Below are 18,893 nucleotides of genomic sequence, written 5' to 3'. Positions count from 1 at the left end.
CATGACACGCGACTTCGATCTGATCGTGCTGGGCGCCGGGTCTGGCGGGTTGACCGTGGCGCAGCGCGCGGCACGCTACGGCGCCAGGGTGGCGCTGGTCGAACCCGGACCGCCCGGAGGCACCTGCGCGAACTTCGGCTGCGTGCCGAAGAAGGCGCTCTGGTTCGCCTCGCAACTGGCGCATGCGCAGGTGCTGGCCGTCGAGTACGGCTTCGACCTCACGCCCGGCCGACTCGACTGGAACCGCTTCCGCCTGCTGCGCGATCGCTACATCGAGGGCATCCGCCAGCGTTATGCGGAGCGCTTGCAGGAAGCGGGCGTCATCTGGATCGGCGCGGCGGGCCGCCTGTTGGCGCGCGACACCGTGCAGGCCGGCGACGTGCGCTACCGCGCGCCGCAGATCGTCATCGCTACCGGCGCGCGGCCGCGGCGGCTGCCCCTGCCGGGATTCGAGTTGGGCATGGTGTCGGACGATGTCTTTTCCATGCGCACGCTGCCACGCTCCATCGGTATTGTCGGCGGCGGTTATGTCGCGACCGAATTCGCCTGCCTGCTGCGCGCGCTCGGTTGCGAAGTGGAGCTGCTGATCCGCAAGCAACTGCTCGATGGCTTCGACGCCGAGCTGGTGCAGGCGCTGGCCGCGCAGATGCGCGCACAAGGCATCCGCATCACGCCGCAGAGCAACGTCAACGGCACCCGCGGCGAAGCAGGCGCGTTGCTGCTGGATGATGCACGAGGTGCCGCGCACGGACCGTACGAGGCGGTGTTGTGGGCGGTCGGCCGCGTGCCCAACAGCGATGCGCTCGGGCTGGACGAAATCGGCGTGGCGCGCGACGGCAAGGGCTTCGTCCAGGTCGATGCGCACCAGAACACCACCGTCGCTGGCATCACCGCCATTGGCGACGTCACCGATTGCCCCGCGCTCACGCCGGTGGCGGTCTCTGCCGGGTATGCGCTGGTCGAGCGGCTGTTCGGTGGCCAGCCGGAGGCGAGCTTCGACTACCAGGCCATTCCCACCGTGGTCTTCGCCGATCCGCCGCTGGGCAAGATTGGCCTTACCGAGGAACAGGCGCGGGCGCGCCACGGCGATGCGGTGGCGGTGTACAGCAAGCGTTTCGTACCGTTGCAGTTCGCGGTGGCGGGGCAACGCGAACCGACGGTCATGAAGCTGGTCTGCACGGGCGACGACGAGCGCGTGCTCGGCCTGCACGCGCTCGGGCCCGGCGTGGACGAAATGCTGCAGGGCTTCGCCGTGGCAATGCGCCAGGGGCTCACGCGGCGCGAGCTGCGCAGCGCGGTGGCGATCCACCCGACCTCGTCGGAAGAACTGCTCCTGATGCACTGAGCCGGCGGGGCGCGGGCGCTACACTGGGCCGATGGACATCTTCCGCCTGGACCAGGGCACCGCGCCCCTGCTGATCAGCCTGCCGCACGATGGCAGCCATATTCCCGACGACATCGCCGCACGCATGCATCCGGCGGCGCGGCGTTCGCCGGATACCGACTGGCACGTCGCCCGCCTCTACGCGCCGCTGGCGCAGGCGCTGGGCGCCAGCCTGCTGCGCCCGCTGGCTTCGCGCTACGTGGTGGATCTCAACCGCCCGGCCGATGGCCACGCGCTCTACCCGGGCCGGCGCGAGACCGGGCTGGTGTCGACCATCGGCTTCGACGGCGAGCCGCTGTATCTGGAAGGCGAGCCGGACGAGCCGGAAGTCCAACGTCGCGTGAACGAATACTGGCGTCCCTACCATGCCGCGCTCCAGCAGGAACTTGCGAGACTGCGCCAGATGCATGGTCGCGTGGTGCTGTGGGAAGGGCATTCGATCCGCAGCCGCGTGCCGATGCTGTTCCATGGCCTGCTGCCCGATCTCAACCTCGGCACCGCCGATGGCGCGAGCTGCTCGCCGTCGCTGCAGCAGCGGCTGGAGGACGTGTTGCGCGCACAGGACCGCTTCGATTTCGCGGTGAACGGCCGCTTCAAGGGCGGTTACATCACGCGGCAGTATGGACGTCCAAACGAGGGCGTCGATGCGGTACAGCTGGAAATGACGCAGCACAATTACATGGACGAAGAGAGCTTCGCGTGGGACGAAGGCAAGGCCGCGGTCCTGCGTGCCGCGATCGAGCCGCTGCTGCGCGCCTGCCTGGCCTGACAAGGCTGGCCCGGAAGAGTCAACTGCAGATCCAGCATGTCTGCGAGCCGTGCTCGATGTACGTGGTTCGAATTTCCAAATGTGTTGTGTACTTGGCTTGCTCTCCGCGCGGTTTTATCCGTGCGGAGCACGGTAGTGTCGGTAGGTGGCCTTCAACCGGTGTTTGGCGTTAGCGCAGCTAGGCGGGAATTCTGTACAGGCGGGACGCGCGGTGATTTGCTCCTTGCTCACGGTTTATCGCTTGCCGCTTGACCAATAGCGTTGTTTGTCCTTCAACTCCGTCATCCGCCGCGCAACGCTGCGGTTTTTGAGGAGACAGGGAGTATGTCGCGTTGTCCACAGGGAAGGTTAGGTCGTCTGTGCTTGGCTTTTGTGTGCGCCGTGGCGTCGCATGCCTTGACGCGCAAGCCGCTCCGGTAAAACCGGAAGAGGAATACAGGAAGCTCATACGGGTCAACGAGGAAATCCAACCCCTCGGCGAGCACCCCTTTGGCGAAAGCATCAACCTGTATGACGGTGCTTTGTCGTTCGAAGAGGTGGACGTCAGCGCCAGCGGGTCCGGTCCGCTTCTGCAATTATTAGGACATCTGACCCCCGCCGGGACAGTTTTGGAAGCGATCATTTTTCTCGGAATGATCTAGTTCGAGCTAAGGCCGCGCGGAACACTTGGCCACATGGAATGTCGTACTTGTCTACTCCGTCCGGGAGGTATTACTCAACGGATGGCACTACGTCAGGCACGTCCGAAATATACATCTCCGACTTGTTGCCTTCCCCTCCTTGTACCGAACGGTGTCAACGTCAGATGGAGGATTGGAACAGGCGGCATGAGAACGGCGATAGCCATACTCCAAGGAGGTAACCCATGTTAGGCAGGCTTGGAATCGTTGCTATTTTTATTATTGCACTTGGCCTGGGCCGAACTGCATGTGCGCAGGTCAGTTGCGATGCGGATGGTTGCGAGCTAAGTGAAGATGTTTCGGGCGCCATTGGTATTGCGCTGACGCGGTACAAATCGGAAATGCCAAAAGTAAAAAAATACAAAATATTTTTTAATCGTACGGCGGAGAATATTGAAGTAACAATTCTTCTGGTTAGAGGTGACGAGGATCCCGTCTACGGAGGAACTCCTGGTCGTTGGTCCGTTACTTACGTCATTACTAGCGATGGAAAGTCCTTTGTTAGTGAAATCTATAACAGGTAGAAAGAGCGTGTGACGACATGGTTGATGCGGAAGCAGAGGATTAAGGGGCTTGGGGATTAGATCCGTAGACTGAAGTAAGTTCGCTAGGTCGCCTGGGCGAGCGCCGGCCGGTATGAGTCGTCTTGCACGAAGCGTCGACGGGGCTGTCTGGCCCACGTCGCCAGCGGCGATGCACCGTGTGTTGCTCGCGGGTTTGGTCCGCGGTAGTGCCTGAACGAGCTCCTTCTTTGGCGAGCCCTAGTAAAAAGAGCCCCGAGCTAGGGAGCGTCCCCCCGCTAAAGCGTTGTTCTGGGTGCTGCAATCGAAGGCGATGGCTAGGCCGGCGCATACAGTGAGGAGCCGGACGAGCCTGAAGTTCAACGCCGCGTGAACGAATACTGGCGTCCCTACCATGCCGCGCTCCAGCAGGAACTTGCGAGACTGCGCCAGATGCATGGTCGCGTGGTGCTGTGGGAAGGGCATTTGATCCGCAGCCGCGTGCCGATGCTGTTCCATGGCCTGCTGCCCGATCTCAACCTCGGCACCGCCGATGGCGCGAGCTGCTCGCCGTCGCTGCAGCAGCGGCTGGAGGACGTGTTGCGCGCACAGGACCGCTTCGATTTCGCGGTGAACGGGCGCTTCAAGGGCGGTTACATCACGCGGCAGTATGGACGGCCAAACGAAGGCGTCGACGCGGTGCAGCTGGAAATGACCCAGCACAATTACATGGATGAAGAGAGCTTCGCGTGGGACGAAGGCAAGGCTGCGGTGCTGCGTGCCGCGATCGAGCCGCTGCTGCGCGCCTGCCTGGCCTGACGCAAGTTCCTTCGTACGGTAAACCGGCCGTCGCAAGTCAAGGGCCGGGCGCGATCGGCGTGCGTGTCGAGGCCCGCGATGTTCAGTTGCCGTATCCGTCGCGCGCCGCATCGTGCCTTCGCCGCGCCGCCCGCGATGCCGGGTTCCGGCCGGGTCCGCGGCTCCTTGAACAGTTCCGAGGTTTCCTTATGCGTAAGCTCGTGATCGCTTCCCTGCTCGTGGCGGGTGTGGCCCTTTCCGGTGTTGTGCTGGCCCAGGACGCTGCTCCCAAGGCTGCGACCAAGACCGAGCAGGCGGCCGCGGCCCCGAAGAAGGCCATGACCCACCACCATCACGCCCACAAGGCGATGAAGAAGACGGCGGAAAAGCCGGCTGCCGGCAAGTAAGCCGGTCGTATCACCTCATTGGCCCCGCCGGCTTCGCCGGCGGGGTCTTTTGTTTCAGCGGTCCGCGGGCAGCGCTGCGATGCACTTGAGCTCGATCGCGATCGGCGTCGGCAGGGCATCGATGCCCACGGTGGTGCGGCAGGCGTCGGCGCCGGCGAAATACTCGGCGTAGAGCTTGTTGTAGACCGGGAAATCGCGTGCCATGTCGGTGAGGAACACGGTCACGTCGACCAGGTCTTCCCAGCGCGCGCCGCTGGCTTCCAGCACTGCGCGCACGTTGGCGAACACCTGCCGGCACTGCGCCTCGATGTCGTAGGCGGCGAGGCTGCCGTCGTGCTCATGGACGTTGCCCGGCACGCGGTTGGTGCCCGGCTCCCGCGGGCCGACACCGGAAAGGAACAGCAGGTTGCCGACCCGCCGCGCGTGCGGGTAGGCGCCGACCGGTGCCGGCGCCGCCTCCGTGCGGATGCCTTCGCTCACGACTTCGACTGCCAGCGCTCGGCCAGGCCGTCGAGCGCCTTGCGGTAGGCCTCGGCCATGCTTTCGCGATCGGTGACGATCAGCCCCAGGTCGTGCATGTGGCCGTCGGTCAGGCCGTAGATCCAGGCGTGCACGGTGAGCTTCTGGCCGCGCTCCCAGGCGTCCTGCACGATGCTGGTGCCGCAAACATTGAGCGCCTGCTCGATGGCGTTGAGTTCGCACAGGCGCTCATGCCGCTCGGTGAAGGGCACCTGCGGCTGCAGCGAGGCCTCGTGCTTGAAGGCGACGTCCTTGACGTGGCGCAGCCAGTTGTCGATCAGGCCGAGCCGGTCCTTGCGCAGCACCGCGCCTACGCCGCCGCAGCCGTAGTGGCCGACGACCAGGATGTGCTCGACCTTGAGCACGTCGACCGCGAACTGGATGGTGCTCAGCGCGTTGAGGTCGGTATGCACGACCACGTTGGCCACATTGCGGTGGACGAAGATCTCGCCCGGCGGCAGGTCGACGATCTGCGTGGCGGGCACGCGCGAGTCGGAGCAGCCGATCCACAGGTACTTGGGCGCCTGCTGCTGCGAGAGCTGCTCGAAGAAGTCCGGGTCGGAGGCGGTGACGCTGGCGGCCCAGCGGCGGTTGTTGGCGAGCAGGTCCTTCAAGGTGTGCGGCATGGTTTTTCCAGATCAGTAGCGGATACAGATGTTCTTCGGCTCGGTGAAGAAGGCCAGCGCCTCGGTGCCGCCTTCGCGGCCCAGGCCCGACTGCTTCACGCCGCCGAACGGCGTGCGCAGGTCGCGCAGCAGCCAGCAGTTGGTCCAGACGATGCCGAAGTCGAGCGCGGCGGCGACGCGGTGGGCGCGGGAAAGGTCCTGCGTCCACACCGAGGCGGCCAGGCCATAGCGGCTGTCGTTGGCCAGTGCGATGGCTTCGGCCTCGTCCTCGAACGGGATCAGGCTGACCACCGGCCCGAAGATCTCGGACTGGTTGGTGGTCGACGCGTTGGGCAGCCCCTCGATCACGGTGGGCGCGACGAACCACCCGTTGGCGCAACGTCCGGACAGGTGCATCGCTTCGCCCCCGCAAAGCACGGTGGCGCCGTCGGTCCGGGCCTGGGCGATGCACCCCATCACCTTGTCGAAATGCGGCCGGGAGACCAGTGCGCCGAGATTCGTGGAGGGCTCTTCCGGGTCGCCCACGACCAGTTGCTGCACACGTGCCAGGTAGCGTTCTCGGAAGCGCTCGTAGATCGACCGCTGGACCAGCAGGCGCGAGCCGCAAAGGCATATTTCGCCCTGGTTGGCGAAGCCCGAGCGCACGATGGTGTCCAGGTTGGCGTCGGAGAGGTCCGCATCGTCGAACACGATGGCCGGGTTCTTGCCACCCATCTCAAGCGATATCTTCTTGAAGCGCGGCGCCGCGGCGGCGGCGATCGACGCACCAGTCGCGGTGCTGCCGGTGAAGGAGATCGCCTTGACGTCGGGGTGTTCGACCAGCGGTTGGCCCACGTCTGGACCGCGGCCCTGCACGATGTTGAGCACGCCGGGTGGGAAGCCGGCTTCGATGCTGAGCTCGCCCAGTCGCGCCGCGGTGCAGGGCGTGACTTCCGAGGGCTTGGCCACGACCGCATTGCCGGCGGCGAGCGCCGGGGCGATCTTCCAGGTGAACAGGTACAGCGGCAGGTTCCACGGGCTGATGCAGCCGACCACGCCCAGCGGCTGGCGCAGCGTGTAGTTGACCGCGCCGATATCCGGCTGGCCCAGCACCATGGCGTGCGACTGGCTCTCCCATCCCTGCACCGCGGCGGCGAAGTAGCGCAGGTTGCTGATCGCGCGCGGGATGTCCAGGTTGCGCGCCAGCGCGAGTGGCTTGCCACTGTCGCGGGACTCGAGCGCGGCGAAGGCTTCAAGGTCACGCTCGATCAGGTCGGCCAGGCGGTTCAGCAGGCCCGCACGTTGCTCGACGGGCGTGTGCGCCCACGCCGGTGCGACGCGTCGCGCCGCGGCCACGGCATCGGCCACGTCGTTGGCGACGGAGTCGGGACAGGTTGCGAAAACTTGGCCGGTGGCCGGTTCGTGGACGTCGAGCCAGCGGTCCGCACGCGGGGCCACCAGACGGCCGTCGATCAGGTTGGCGAGGCGCAGGGTAGGCATCCGGACAAGCTTACGACCTGGGGGCCGGGAATGCACCGGACGGCGGCGTATGTCGCGACCCGCTGGTTCGTTGCAGGAGCCCGCATGCGGGCGATGCTGCGGGCTCTCGTGGATCGGGGCAAAAACATCGCCCGCGAGCGGGTTTCTACAACGGGGCGTGTGTTGGGGGCTTAGCTCAGCGCGCGGGTACGGCCACCGTCGACGGCGACACTCACGCCGTTGACGTAGGCGGCAGCGGGCGTGCAAAGGAAGGCGATGACGGCGGCGACCTCAGCCGGCTCACCGAAGCGCCGCGCCGGGATGGTGCTCATCAGGTCGCGCGCGATGCCGTTTTCGCTGCGCCCGCTGTTCTTCGCCTGCGTGCCGAGCAGGCTGTCCAGCCGGCCGGTGCGGGTGTAGCCCGGCAGCACGTTGTTGACCGTGATGCCGTCGGCGGCCAGTTCACCGGAAAGCGTCTTGGCCCATGCGGCGACCGCCGCACGCACGGTGTTGGACACGCCCAGGTTCGGGATCGGTTCCTTCACCGAAGTGGAGATGACGTTGACGATGCGCCCATAGCCGGCCTCGCGCATGCCCGGAAGCAGGGCCTGCACCATCGCCTGGCCGGCGAGCAGGTGCTGGCGGAACGCCGCCTCGAAGGCAGCCGGATCGGCGGTGTGCGCCGGGCCGCCGGGCGGGCCGCCAGTGTTGTTGACCAGGATGTGCACGGGGCCGGATGCGGCCACGTCGGTGACCACGCCCTGCAGGCGCGTGGTGTCGAGCATGTCGACCGCCTGCCAGCGGTGTTCCTGTTCGCGCGGGCGCGGCAACTGGCCAGCCAGTTCCTCCAACGGACCGGGCGAGCGCGAGAGCAGGGTGATGGTGGCACCGAGTTCGGCCAGCTCGATGGCACTGGCGCGGCCGATGCCCTGCGAGGCGCCGCAGACAAGCGCGTGGCGACCTGATAGATCCAGTTGCATCGAATGCCTCCTTGTAGACGAGCACTGCCTCGCGGGTGATGTTGTCTCCCGCCGGCTTTGGAAAGAACATCGCCCGCAAGCGTGCTCCTACAGCAAGTGCAGCTGTGTTCAGCGCGCCTTCCACTGCAGGAACATCGCGGCGAACCAGCAGCCCCAGGCCAGCCACGGCGCCACCCGCCACAGGCCGAACCAGCGGGTGATCGCATCGTCCTGCAGCAGTTCCGGCAGGCGCGGCTGCGAGGAGCGCAGCACGTGCTGCATGCGCATCCAGGTGCGCACCGTGCTGGGTCGCCCCTGGTCCGGTTCGGCGATGATCTTCCATTGCTGCGGGTGACGCTCGCGTAGCAGCCGCGCGATGCGGTACTGCGCCAGGTAATACAGCACGAAGCAGGCGATGCCGCCGGTCAGGAGCAGCAGGTAGAGTGCGACGAGGGAGTTCACGTGCCGCTCTTGCTCCAGTGCGTGGGCAGGGCGGTGCGCAGCGTGTTGAGCAGGCCCTTGCCTTCCGGCGCCTTGTCGCAGATGCCGTTTTCCACGGCCTTGGCGTAGCTCTCGTTCATCATGCCGATCCAGACCGTGCCGTCAGGCCCGTGCGGAATGCGGAAGCTGCCGTTGGAGGTCATCCGCACCGGCGCCTCGGCCGAGAACGTGGCCGGCGACTGCTCCCAGTAGGTGTCGCCGGCCTGCTGGTCGGCCGAGCTGTAGACGACCAGGTAGCGTGCCTTGTCGCTGGTCACCTTGAGCTGGCCGAAGGCGCCGGTGGTGGCGCTGCTCCAACCCATGTATTCGCACAACTGGATGTCCTGCGAGTCGATCGGCTGGAACGCGGCATCGAGCAGCACCGTAGTCGGCGCGAACAGGTAGCTCGAGTGCAGCCAGCGGCCGTTCAATTCGGACTTCAGCGCCACCCGGTAGGGCAACTTGGCGTCGGCAGGCAGGCGGAAAGCGAGGAAATAGCTGCGCACGCCATTGAGGCTGGCCACCATGCTGCCGGGACCCAGCTCGAATTTCTTCGGACGCCACGGCAGCGGCGTCAGATACGAAAAATCGGCGAAGCTGCCGCAGCAGGGCGTGGCCTTCTGCAACTGCAGCTTGGCCTGCTCCAGCGCATTGCCGGTGTCCGTCGGCGCGCGCAGGTTCGGCGGCACCAGCACCTTGACGCCGTGGCATGCGCCAAGCAGCAGGGTGAGGGCGACCAGCAGGAATGTCAGCGGAAGGCGACGGAGCATGGCAATCAGAAATCAGCGGATCCGGCGGCGCGCGGGTAGGGGATCGCGTCGCGGATGTTGGAGAGGCCGCACACATAACACAGCAGCCGCTCGAAACCCAGTCCGAAGCCGGCGTGCGGGACGGTGCCGTAGCGGCGCAGGTCGCGGTACCAGCCGTAGGTGGCGATATCCAAGCCGAACTTTTCCATGCGTCGGTCGAGATAATCCAGGCGCTCCTCGCGCTGGGCACCGCCGATGATTTCGCCGATGCCCGGCGCCAACACGTCCATCGCCGCGACGGTCTTCTCGTCGTCGTTCAGGCGCATGTAGAAGGCCTTGATCGCCTCGGGGTAGTTCATCACCACCACCGGGCGACCGACGTGCTTTTCGGCCAGGTAGCGCTCGTGCTCGGTCTGCAGGTCGACACCCCAGGCGACCGGGTATTCGAACTTCTGGCCCGAGTTCTTCAGGATCTCGATCGCGTCGGTGTAGTCGATGCGCTCGAATGGCTGGGCGATGAAGTTCTCCAGGCGCGTGATGGCGTCTGGCGCCACGCGTTCGGCGAAGAAGGCCATGTCGTCGGCGCGCTCGTCCAGCACGGCCTTGAAGATCGCCTTGAGGAAGCGCTCGGCGCAGTCGGCGTCGGCGGCGAGGTCGGCGAAGGCGATCTCCGGCTCGATCATCCAGAACTCGGCCAGGTGGCGCGGCGTGTTGGAGTTCTCCGCGCGGAAGGTCGGGCCGAAGGTGTAGACCTTGCTCATCGCCAGGCAGTAGGCCTCGACGTTGAGCTGGCCGGACACCGTCAGGAACGCCTCGCGACCGAAGAAGTCCTTGCGGAAGTCGACCTTGCCCTCGGGCGTGCGCGGCAGGTTGGCCAGGTCCAGCGTGGACAGCCGGAACATGTCGCCAGCGCCTTCGGCGTCGGAGGTGGTGATGATCGGCGTGTTGATCCAGAAGAAGCCTTCGGAGGTCAGGTGGCGGTGGATCGCCATCATCATCGTGTGGCGCACGCGGGTGACCGCGCCGAACAGGTTGGTGCGCGGGCGCAGGTGGGCGACCTCGCGCAGGAACTCCATCGAGTGCTGCTTGGGCTGGATCGGGTAGGTTTCCGGATCGTCGACCAGGCCGGTGACTTCCACGTCGGTCGCCTGGATCTCGAACGCCTGGCCCTTGCCCTGCGAGGGCACCAGCGTGCCGGTGACGATCACGCCGGCGCCGGCGGTCAGGTGGCGGATCTCGCTTTCGTAGTTGGCGAGCGTCGCCGGCGCCACTGCCTGGATCGGGTCGAAGCAGGAGCCGTCGCTGACGTTGACGAAGGACAGGCCCGCCTTTGAATCACGCCGTGTGCGCACCCAGCCGCGCACGGTCACGGTGCTGCCGGCTTCGATGGCGCCGGAAAGGGCCTGCTTGACGCTACACAAGGTCGGGCTGACTACCGCCATGGGTTGAAACTCCTGCGCGCGCGCCGCATCTGGGACGCTGTCGTGTTCGATTCGCCGCGCCGGAGTACGGCGCGCCGGGGCAAACCCGCATGATAATGTAGGCCCGCGGCCTTCTTCACCTTCAGGCGCCATGAGCATCTCGATCACTCCCCCCGCCCGCGAGCGCATTCGCCAGTTCCTCGCCCAGACGCCCGATGCGGTGGGCGTGCGTTTCGGCGTCAAGCGCACCGGCTGCTCGGGCTTCGCCTACGTGGTGGACCTGGCCGAGGCCGCCCAGCCCGGCGACCACACGCTGGAGGTCGACGGCGTCCGGCTGATCGTGGACGACAAGAGCCTGGCGATGGTCGACGGCACCGTGATCGATTTCCGCCGCCAGGGTCTCAATGCCGCGTTCGTGTTCCACAACCCGAACGCCACGGGCGAGTGCGGGTGCGGGGAAAGTTTCACGGTTGGATGACCCCTCGACGGTCAGGCCCCGTCGGCCCTCGCGAATCAACGCCTTGCGCGCACCTTGACGCGCCAGTTACACTTCCGCTTCTGTCCGCGCCGCCTTGGCGTGGGCAGGCACTTGCCTCACCGCATCCGGCGGGAGGCTGCGAGGTCCTTTAAGGGCCGCATCCACAAGGAGCCAACACCACAATGACCATGCGTCATTACGAAATCGTGTTCCTGGTCCACCCTGACCAGAGCGAGCAGGTCCCGGCCATGATCGACCGCTACAAGGCGCTGATCGAGGCTGACGGCGGCAAGGTCCACCGTCTCGAGGACTGGGGTCGCCGCCAGCTGGCCTACCCGATCGAGAACCTGGCCAAGGCGCACTACGTGATGTTCAACATCGAGGTGAGCCAGAACGCGCTGAACGAGCTGGAGTCGGGTTTCCGCTTCAACGACGCGGTGCTGCGCCACCTGGTGGTTCGTCGCGACGAAGCCGACACCGAGCCGTCCTTCATCCTGAAGTCCAAGGAAAAGGATGACGCCAAGTCCACGCGCCGCCGCGACGACGACGGTGACGGCGACGAGCGTCCGGCCCGCCGTGAGCGCGAAGAGCGCGACAACGATCGCGACAGCGACTGATCCAGGAGCACATAGCCATGTCCAAGTTCTTCCGCCGCCGCAAGTTCTGCCGCTTCACTGCCGAAGACGTGAAGGAGATCGACTACAAGGATCTCAACACGCTGCGCCAGTACGTCACCGAGAACGGCAAGATCGTCCCCAGCCGCATCACCGGTACCAAGGCGCGCTACCAGCGCCAGCTGGCCACCGCGATCAAGCGTGCGCGCTTCCTGGCGCTGCTGCCGTACACCGACAACCACGACGTCTGAGCTTGATCCTTCTCCCTTCCGGGGGAGAAGGAACCAGACGCAACTTCGGACAACCGTCCACGGCTGCGCCGGCCTCACCGGCGCTAACGAAAGGAAAGACCCATGGAACTGATTCTTCTCGAGAAAGTCCGCAACCTCGGCAACCTGGGCGACAAGGTCAAGGTCAAGCCCGGTTACGGCCGCAACTACCTGCTGCCGCAGGGCAAGGCCGTGCCGGTCAACGCCGCCAACCTCGAAGCCTTTGAGAAGCGCCGTGCCGAGTACGAGGCCAAGGCCAACAACCTGCTGTCCGAAGCGCAGTCGCGCAAGACCAAGCTGGAAGGCGCCGAGGTGACCATCGCCGCGCACGCCAGCCCGGAAGGCAAGCTGTACGGCTCGGTCGGCCCGCGCGAAATCGCCGAGGCGCTGGAAGCGGCCGGCCACAAGGTCGGCAAGGGTGAAGTGATCCAGGGCGAAGGCCCGATCCGCAACACCGGCGAGTATGAAGTCGTGATCAGCCTGCACGCCGACGTGCAGACGCAGGTCAAGGTGATCGTGGTCGGCGAGAAGTAAGCCGATCCGTCATTGCTGCAAACGGACGGGCGCCCTCGGGCGCCCGTTTTTTTTGAGGCACCTCGCCAGCGTGAGAGGGGCGCCCATGCTCACCCGGTAGTCCGCACCTTTTGTAGGAGCGCCCTTGGGCGCGACCGTCATGCCACAAAGGCATCCGCGGGCGCTCCTGAAGCGCAGACCCAAGACGTCCGGGCCTTGAGGGCGTCACCGCCCCGCGTTCGGTGGCGCGATCACCTTGTAGGGCAGCTCATACGGTTCGATCGGCGCGCCGCCGATCCCCAGCGGCTTCTCGCCCATCCCGGGCGCGCCCGCGGTGGCTGCGTCGCCCATGCGGTTGCCCTGCTCGGGCACGGCCATGCCGCTGCCCAGGCTCGGATCGGCCGCGTCGCCGGTGCTGGCGCCCTGGGCGGCATCGTTGACGGTACCGGCCTGTACGCCACCAATGACGCCGGGGCCGGTGGCGTTGCCCGCGCCCATGCCGGTGCCGACGCCGCTGATGGCTGGATTGCTGGTGGTTTTACCCGGACTGGAGCCGGTCGGGGTAGTCGATCGGGACATGGCGATTCCTCCTCGAAGCGGAGCCCATGCTGGCGGTCGCGCGGTGACCACGCCGTAAAACCTGCCAGGCGCACGTCAGCCAGTACGGGCGACCGTGGCCGGTGGCCGAGGGCCGCCGACGGTATGCTCGCCCCATCTGTCTCCGAGGAGCGCCCATGCGCCGCCACCACCACGAACGCCACCGGACCGGGCACATGGGCTGGCTGCGCGCCGCCGTGCTCGGCGCCAACGACGGCATCGTTTCCACCGCCAGCCTGCTGATGGGCGTGGCGGCTGCCCACGCTGACCGCCACGCGGTGCTGCTCGCCGGCATCGCGGCGCTGGTGGCCGGCGCGATGTCGATGGCGGCGGGGGAATACGTGTCGGTCCATTCGCAGGCCGACAGCGAACAGGCCGAGCTCGCCCGCGAACGCGAGGAACTGGCCACCGACACCGATGCCGAGCACCGCGAACTGGCCAACATCTATGTCGGGCGGGGACTGGAGCCGGCGCTGGCGCGGCAGGTCGCCGAGCAACTGATGGCGCACGATGCACTCGACGCCCACGCGCGCGACGAACTGGGCATCACCGAGGTGTTCCGGGCCCGCCCGCTGCAGGCGGCGGCTGCCTCTGCGGCGAGCTTCGCGGTCGGCGCGGTGGTGCCGCTGCTGGTGGCCGCGGTTTCGCCCGTTGCGGGGCAGCTCTGGCTGGTCTTCGCCGTCTCGCTCGCCTGCCTGGCGCTGCTCGGCGCGCTTGCCGCACGGATGGGTGGGGCCGCTGCCGGCGTCGGCGCGCTGCGCATCGCGTTCTGGGGTGCCCTGGCGATGGGCCTTACCACGGGCACCGGCATGCTTTTCGGTGCGGTTCCCTGAGGACGGCACCATCGCGCGGGTTGCACATCGTCGCCACGGGCGTTATGCAGGGGGCAGGCAATTCATACAGGCGGTACGCGCATTGAAAAAGAAGCAGTCTTCGATAGGGCAGTGGCTGGTTTCCGGCGTGGTGGTGGTTCTGGCCATCGCGGTGGGCGTGTTCATCTGGCGCAAGGCCACCCAGGCGGGTGGCGAACCGGCGCCGGCGGCCACTGCGACGACCGCCACCACCGGCACCGGCCCGGCGGCCGCCTCCACCGCGATCCAGCATCCGATCGCACAGGCGACGCCAGCGCCCGCCTCGACCGCGCCGCTGCCGGCGCTGGACGCCAGCGATACCGACGTCGCCGGCGCACTGCTGGCGCTGGGTGGCAAACCGCTCGACGGGTTGCTGCAGCGTGACCAGATCATCCGCCGCTTTGTCGCCACGGTGGACGCGCTGCCGCGCCAGAGCGTGGGCACCAACATCCTGCCGCTGAAGACGCCCCAGGGCGCGTTCCTGGTCGAGCAGGCTGAGGGTTCGATCACGCTGAGCCCGCGCAATGCCGAGCGCTACGCGCCGTACATGCAGGTGCTCGAAGGCGTCGATCCCAAGGCGCTGGTGGGCTGGTACGTCGCGCACTATCCGCTGTTCCAGCAGGCCTATCGCGACCTCGGTTATCCGAAGGGCTATTTCAACGATCGCCTGGTGGTCGCCATCGACGACATGTTGGCCGCGCCGGTGCCCGACGCCCCGGTGACGCTGGTGCAGCCGAAGGTGTTCTACCGCTATGCCGATCCCGGCCTGGAGGCACGTTCGGCGGGGCAGAAACTGCTGATGCGCCTGGGCGCGGACGACGAGGCCCGGGTGAAGGCGAAGCTGCGGCAGATCCGTGCGTTGCTGACCGGCGCCACGCTGCCGGCTGGGGCCGCTTCGACGCCATGAATCGTAGGCGTGCTTCAGGTCACCGCTCTGGCTCCGGCGGTGGGCTGAAGCCCACCCTACGTCGAGCCCCTAGCAGTGGTTGGACGGCAGCCGCCGGTGCACGGCGGTGGCAGCGATCGCCGCATGGCCTACCGCCACGCTTATCTGGTTCAGTGCGCTGACCACGTCGCCGATCGCATAGATCCCCGGCACGCTGGTCTGCAGATGATCGTCCACCACCAGCGCGCCTTCGTCGTCCATGCGCGCGCCCAGCGCCGCCGCGAGTCCCGACTGCGCGTCGGCGCCCAGCACTGGATAGAGCGTTTCCATGCGCAGCCGGCGACCGTCGGCGAAGTGAGCCTGGCAGGCGCCGTCGACCAGCTCGAGCCGCCGCGGGGCAGGCCACAGCTGCACCCCGCTATCGGTCGCGCGTCGCTGCAGATCCTCGTCCGGCGACGCACCGTCGACGGGCAGCACGCAGACGTGCCGGGAGAACGTGCGCAGGAACGCCGCGTGCCCGACCGCCGCATCGGCGGGCCCGAGCACGCCGATCACGTCATCGCGTGCCTCGTAGGCGTCGCAGACCGCGCACAGACGCACGGTGCCGGTGGCGATTGCGTCCTCCACGCCTTCAAGCGCAGGCAGGCGGTCGACCACCCCGGTGGCCAGCATCACCGTGCGCGCATGCCAGTGGCGCTGGCCGTCGCTGGCGGTGAAGCCTTCGGCATGGCGATCAAGCTGGGTGATGCGTGTGCGCACTCCGGGCACACCGTAGGCCTCTGCCTGCAGCCGGAAACGCGCCAGCAACTCGTTGCCCGCCACGCCGAACGGGAAGCCCGGGCAGTTGTGGCTGGCCGGGATCCAGCGCGCGCGGCTGGCTCCCGCATCGGCCAGCAGGATGTGCCGGCGGAAGCGGGCCAGGTAGGTGGCTGCCGTGAGGCCGGCGGGGCCGGCGCCCACGATCAGGCAATCGAGCATTTCTTCGGACATGCGGGTGCGCCATGGGGCGACACCCGGGGTGGCCATCGCGTGAAGCCCGGCCGGCGAAGCAGGCGCGACGAGACAGCACCCTCACGGCCCCTTGCCGGCCCGGCGACAACGGCCGGTCGATAGTGTGAACGGCGTCACAGGCAGTGACTTGCGACCGGCCGCCGGCCTGACCGGGCGGAAGGCGCAGGGTGCGGGCAACGGCAGGGTTTGCCGCAACGCCGGAACCGGCCATCCCATCCAACCAACATGTCGCGCACGGAGGCTCGCGAGGAGTGAGCTTGCCAGGATCCTTCTTGCCAGCGTCAGCAGGGGGCGGTTTCATCGCCGGCAGCGGCGAGATGGCGCAGTGCATCCGCGAGTTCGACTGGGCCGCCTCGCCGCTGGGTCCGTCCGATCAATGGTCCGGCTCGCTGTGCACGCTCGTGTCCATGATGCTGGAGAGCGAATTGCCGATCGCACTCGGCTGGGGGCCCGAGCTGACCTGCATCTACAACGACGCGTACCGGCCGCTGCTGGGTAGCCGGCCGGAGGCGCTGGGCCGTCCGTTCCGCGACGTCTGGCCGGAAGCGCCCGACATCACCGAACCGGTGATCCAGCGCGCACTGGAGGGCACGCCCAGTTGCTTTCGCGACGCGCGCTTCCTGATCGAGCGCCAGACGTTTCGCGAGGTGGCGTACTACGACTACTGGATCGGACCGGTGCGCGACGAAAGCGGACGGGTGACGGGGCTGGTCAATGAAGCGATCCAGACCACCCAGCGTGTGCTCGCCGAACGACGCCTGCGCTTCCGCACCCGGCTGGGCGACGCCCTGCGCGACCTGACCGACCCGCGCGACGTGATGGCCGTTGCCGCGCGCCGGCTGGGCTGGCACCTGCGTGCCGATCGGGTGGGGTACTGCGAAGTGGACGACACGGGCGAATACTTCACCGTCGAGCGCGACTGGCTCCGCGGCGACATGCCCAGCGCGGTGGGCCGGCACCGCCTGTCCGAGCTCGGTCCCCGGCTGATCGCCGAAGCGCTGACCGGCGTGGCCATCCGCGTGGACGACCCGTTCGACGACCCGAGGGTCGAACCGGAGGTGGCCAAGGCCCATCACGCGCTCGGCGGTCTGCGTGCCAGCCTGACTGTGCCGCTGGTCAAGGGCGGCCGGCTGGCGGCCTTTCTTTCGGTGCAGCAGCGCGAGCCGCGACACTGGACCGACGAGGACGAAGCGGTCGTGCGCGAGGTGGCCGAGCGCACCTGGGCCAACGTCGAGCGTGCGCGCGCCGAAGCCGCGCTGCGCGCGACCAGCAACCGACTCAAGCTGATCCTGGAAAGCACCACCGGCTACGGCATCCTGACGCTCGACCTGGAAGGCCGCATCACGCTGTGGAATCCCGGTGCGCAGCGACTCCTGGGATGGCGCGAAGACGAAGTACTGGGCCAGCGAGTGGACATCATCTTTACGCCCGAGGACCGCAGCCAGGGCGTGCTGGAAGAGGAAATGCGATGCGCCGCCGAGACCGGGCGCGCGCAGTACGACCGCCAGCGCGTGCGCAAGGATGGCTCGCGCTTCTTTTCCAGCGGCCTGATGATGCCGTTGCGCAACGGCGGCGGCCGGCTGCTGGGCTACCTCAAGGTGCTGCGCGATCGCACGCTCGAGCAGCAGGCGCAGGAGACGCTCGAACGCGGCGTGGCCGAGCGCACCGCCGAGCTGGCTGCGACCAACCGCCAACTGCTGGCGCAGATCGAGGAGCGCGAGCGGGTGGAGGCTACGTTGCGCCAGATGCAGCGGCTCGAAGCCGTCGGCCAGCTCACCTCCGGCGTGGCGCACGATTTCAACAACCTGCTCACCGTGATCACCGGCAACATCAGCATGCTGGAGCGCGTGTGCGCGGAAAAGCTCGAGAGCGATCCGCGCATCCGCCAGCGGCTGACCTTCATGAAGGACGCCGCCTCTCGCGGGGCCAAGCTGACCGCGCAATTGCTCGCGTTCTCGCGCCGCCAGCGGCTGGAGGCCAAGGCGGTGGACCTCAACGGCATCGTTGCCGGCATGCGCGATCTCTTGCAGAGCTCCATGGGCGGTTCGGTCCAGCTCACCATGAGGCTGCAGCCGGGCCTTTGGGCCGCGCTGGTCGATCCGACCCAGATCGAGCTGGTGATTCTCAACCTGGCGATCAATGCGCGCGACGCCTCACCCGTGGGCAGCGAACTGATCGTGGAAACCGCGAACGTGGCGTTGCGCGACCCGGCGTCGCGGCCCGAGGAGCCCGCGCCGGGCGATTACGTGATGGTCGCGGTGACCGACCACGGCAGCGGCATGACACCCGAGGTGCTCGCGCGGGCGTTCGAGCCGTTCTTCACCACCAAGGAGGTGGGCAAGGGTTCCGGGCTCGGCCTGGCGCAGGTATATGGCTTTGCCAAGCAGTCCGGTGGCGGCGTACGGATCGACACGCGGCCGGGCGAAGGCACCTCGGTCAAGGTGTACCTGCCGCGCGCGGCCGGCGCCGCGGCGCACGCGGAAGAGGCGGCGTCGACACCGGTGCACCCGGCCGGCGGCGCGTCGCGGCAGCGCATCCTGCTGGTCGACGACGACACCGACGTGCGCGAAGTCACCGCCGCGATCCTCGCCGAGCGCGGCTACGAGGTGATCGAGGCCGGCAGCGGCGGTTCGGCGCTGGACGTGCTCGACCGCCAGGGGGGCGAGGTCGACCTGATGCTGATGGACTACGCCATGCCTGGCATGAACGGGTCGGAGGTGGCACGCGAGGCGCACGCCAAGCGGCCCTCGCTGCCCATCCTGTTCCTGACCGGCTATGCCGATTTCGGCGCATTCAGGGACATCGGGGACGACCGCATCGTGAGCAAGCCGTTCCGCGACGAGGACCTGCTGGCCAAGGTGCGCAACATGATCGGCGCGAACGGCCGGGATCGCCCGGCACGCCACGCATGAGCGTCGCGCGGG

Annotated in this window: 21 protein-coding genes and 1 pseudogene; 13 read left to right on the top strand and 9 right to left on the bottom strand. The window is 67.3% G+C overall.

The window, feature by feature from the left end; genetic code table 11:
- The first annotated feature begins 1 nt into the window (after position 1).
- From gorA to ACFWZ3_RS00155, 6 genes and pseudogenes are all read left to right on the top strand, one after another.
- Positions 2-1,345: a glutathione-disulfide reductase gene (gene gorA, locus ACFWZ3_RS00180; protein ID WP_439705776.1), complete on the top strand. Its 1,344-nt coding sequence runs from the start codon at positions 2-4 to the stop codon at positions 1,343-1,345.
- A gap of 31 nt (positions 1,346-1,376) precedes the next feature.
- Positions 1,377-2,153 carry an N-formylglutamate deformylase gene (gene hutG / locus ACFWZ3_RS00175; protein WP_439705775.1) on the top strand — a complete coding sequence of 259 codons (777 nt, stop codon included), beginning with the start codon at positions 1,377-1,379 and terminating at the stop codon, positions 2,151-2,153.
- A 374-nt stretch (positions 2,154-2,527) separates the two neighbouring features.
- Positions 2,528-2,794, top strand: a complete 267-nt coding sequence (locus ACFWZ3_RS00170) for a hypothetical protein (protein ID WP_439705774.1) — start codon at positions 2,528-2,530, stop codon at positions 2,792-2,794.
- Positions 2,795-3,018: 224 nt separating this feature from the next.
- Positions 3,019-3,357: a hypothetical protein gene (locus ACFWZ3_RS00165; protein ID WP_439705773.1), complete on the top strand. Its 339-nt coding sequence runs from the start codon at positions 3,019-3,021 to the stop codon at positions 3,355-3,357.
- A gap of 336 nt (positions 3,358-3,693) precedes the next feature.
- Positions 3,694-4,152 (top strand): annotated as a pseudogene (locus ACFWZ3_RS00160) (N-formylglutamate amidohydrolase); the annotation flags it as partial.
- 188 nt (positions 4,153-4,340) lie between these two features.
- Positions 4,341-4,538 (top strand): hypothetical protein, encoded by a 198-nt coding sequence (locus ACFWZ3_RS00155; RefSeq protein WP_439701305.1) that lies wholly within the window; start codon positions 4,341-4,343, stop codon positions 4,536-4,538.
- A gap of 54 nt (positions 4,539-4,592) precedes the next feature.
- Here ACFWZ3_RS00155 and ACFWZ3_RS00150 read toward each other — a convergent pair whose 3' ends face one another.
- The 7 genes from ACFWZ3_RS00150 to asnS form a co-directional block, all read right to left on the bottom strand.
- On the bottom strand, positions 4,593-5,018 hold the full coding sequence (locus ACFWZ3_RS00150) for a RidA family protein (RefSeq protein ID WP_439705772.1): 426 nt from the start codon (positions 5,016-5,018) through the stop codon (positions 4,593-4,595).
- Positions 5,015-5,683 carry a carbonate dehydratase gene (gene can, locus ACFWZ3_RS00145; RefSeq protein WP_439705771.1) on the bottom strand — a complete coding sequence of 223 codons (669 nt, stop codon included), beginning with the start codon at positions 5,681-5,683 and terminating at the stop codon, positions 5,015-5,017. The genes ACFWZ3_RS00150 and can overlap by 4 nt, the downstream gene beginning before the upstream one ends.
- A gap of 12 nt (positions 5,684-5,695) precedes the next feature.
- A complete protein-coding gene (locus ACFWZ3_RS00140; protein WP_439705770.1) occupies positions 5,696-7,162 on the bottom strand; it encodes an aldehyde dehydrogenase in 1,467 nt (488 codons plus the stop codon).
- A gap of 170 nt (positions 7,163-7,332) precedes the next feature.
- Entirely contained in the window at positions 7,333-8,121 is a 789-nt protein-coding gene (locus tag ACFWZ3_RS00135; protein WP_439705769.1) for an SDR family oxidoreductase, read from the bottom strand.
- Positions 8,122-8,229: 108 nt separating this feature from the next.
- Positions 8,230-8,562: a hypothetical protein gene (locus tag ACFWZ3_RS00130; RefSeq protein ID WP_439705768.1), complete on the bottom strand. Its 333-nt coding sequence runs from the start codon at positions 8,560-8,562 to the stop codon at positions 8,230-8,232.
- Complete coding sequence (locus ACFWZ3_RS00125) at positions 8,559-9,350, bottom strand: MalM family protein (RefSeq protein WP_439705767.1); 792 nt, start codon at positions 9,348-9,350, stop codon at positions 8,559-8,561. The genes ACFWZ3_RS00130 and ACFWZ3_RS00125 overlap by 4 nt, the downstream gene beginning before the upstream one ends.
- A 5-nt stretch (positions 9,351-9,355) precedes the next feature.
- Positions 9,356-10,771 (bottom strand): asparagine--tRNA ligase, encoded by a 1,416-nt coding sequence (gene asnS, locus ACFWZ3_RS00120; RefSeq protein WP_439705766.1) that lies wholly within the window; start codon positions 10,769-10,771, stop codon positions 9,356-9,358.
- 130 nt (positions 10,772-10,901) lie between these two features.
- Here asnS and ACFWZ3_RS00115 point away from each other — a divergent pair, with 130 nt between their 5' ends.
- The 4 genes from ACFWZ3_RS00115 (at position 10,902) to rplI (ending at position 12,645) form a co-directional block, all read left to right on the top strand.
- On the top strand, positions 10,902-11,228 hold the full coding sequence (locus ACFWZ3_RS00115; protein WP_439705765.1) for a HesB/IscA family protein: 327 nt from the start codon (positions 10,902-10,904) through the stop codon (positions 11,226-11,228).
- 182 nt (positions 11,229-11,410) lie between these two features.
- Positions 11,411-11,845 (top strand): 30S ribosomal protein S6, encoded by a 435-nt coding sequence (gene rpsF / locus ACFWZ3_RS00110; protein WP_439705764.1) that lies wholly within the window; start codon positions 11,411-11,413, stop codon positions 11,843-11,845.
- Positions 11,846-11,862: 17 nt separating this feature from the next.
- Positions 11,863-12,093, top strand: coding sequence for a 30S ribosomal protein S18 (gene rpsR / locus ACFWZ3_RS00105; protein ID WP_209619137.1), 231 nt, complete (start codon positions 11,863-11,865; stop codon positions 12,091-12,093).
- 102 nt (positions 12,094-12,195) lie between these two features.
- On the top strand, positions 12,196-12,645 hold the full coding sequence (rplI, locus tag ACFWZ3_RS00100; RefSeq protein WP_439705763.1) for a 50S ribosomal protein L9: 450 nt from the start codon (positions 12,196-12,198) through the stop codon (positions 12,643-12,645).
- A 204-nt stretch (positions 12,646-12,849) separates the two neighbouring features.
- Here the strand turns inward: rplI and ACFWZ3_RS00095 are convergent, their stop codons facing one another.
- Positions 12,850-13,203 carry a hypothetical protein gene (locus ACFWZ3_RS00095; RefSeq protein WP_439705762.1) on the bottom strand — a complete coding sequence of 118 codons (354 nt, stop codon included), beginning with the start codon at positions 13,201-13,203 and terminating at the stop codon, positions 12,850-12,852.
- A gap of 155 nt (positions 13,204-13,358) precedes the next feature.
- Between ACFWZ3_RS00095 and ACFWZ3_RS00090 the strand changes: the two genes are divergently transcribed.
- A complete protein-coding gene (locus ACFWZ3_RS00090) occupies positions 13,359-14,054 on the top strand; it encodes a VIT1/CCC1 transporter family protein (RefSeq protein WP_439705761.1) in 696 nt (231 codons plus the stop codon).
- Between the two features lie 82 nt (positions 14,055-14,136).
- A complete protein-coding gene (locus tag ACFWZ3_RS00085) occupies positions 14,137-14,979 on the top strand; it encodes a DUF3014 domain-containing protein (protein ID WP_439705760.1) in 843 nt (280 codons plus the stop codon).
- A 69-nt stretch (positions 14,980-15,048) separates the two neighbouring features.
- Here the strand turns inward: ACFWZ3_RS00085 and ACFWZ3_RS00080 are convergent, their stop codons facing one another.
- The gene (locus ACFWZ3_RS00080) at positions 15,049-15,948 is read right to left on the bottom strand and encodes an NAD(P)/FAD-dependent oxidoreductase (RefSeq protein WP_439705759.1); all 900 of its coding nucleotides are present in this window, start codon (positions 15,946-15,948) and stop codon (positions 15,049-15,051) included.
- A gap of 293 nt (positions 15,949-16,241) precedes the next feature.
- On the opposite strand from ACFWZ3_RS00080, the gene ACFWZ3_RS00075 reads away from it, so the two are divergent.
- Positions 16,242-18,881, top strand: coding sequence for a response regulator (locus tag ACFWZ3_RS00075; protein WP_439705758.1), 2,640 nt, complete (start codon positions 16,242-16,244; stop codon positions 18,879-18,881).
- The last annotated feature ends 12 nt before the right edge of the window (positions 18,882-18,893 follow it).

It is taken from the genome of Frateuria sp. GZRR35, from assembly GCF_051900415.1.
GTDB lineage: Bacteria > Pseudomonadota > Gammaproteobacteria > Xanthomonadales > Rhodanobacteraceae > Frateuria_A.
Note: the sequence above shows the minus strand (reverse complement) of the source record. Positions and strands in the feature narration are given on the sequence as shown.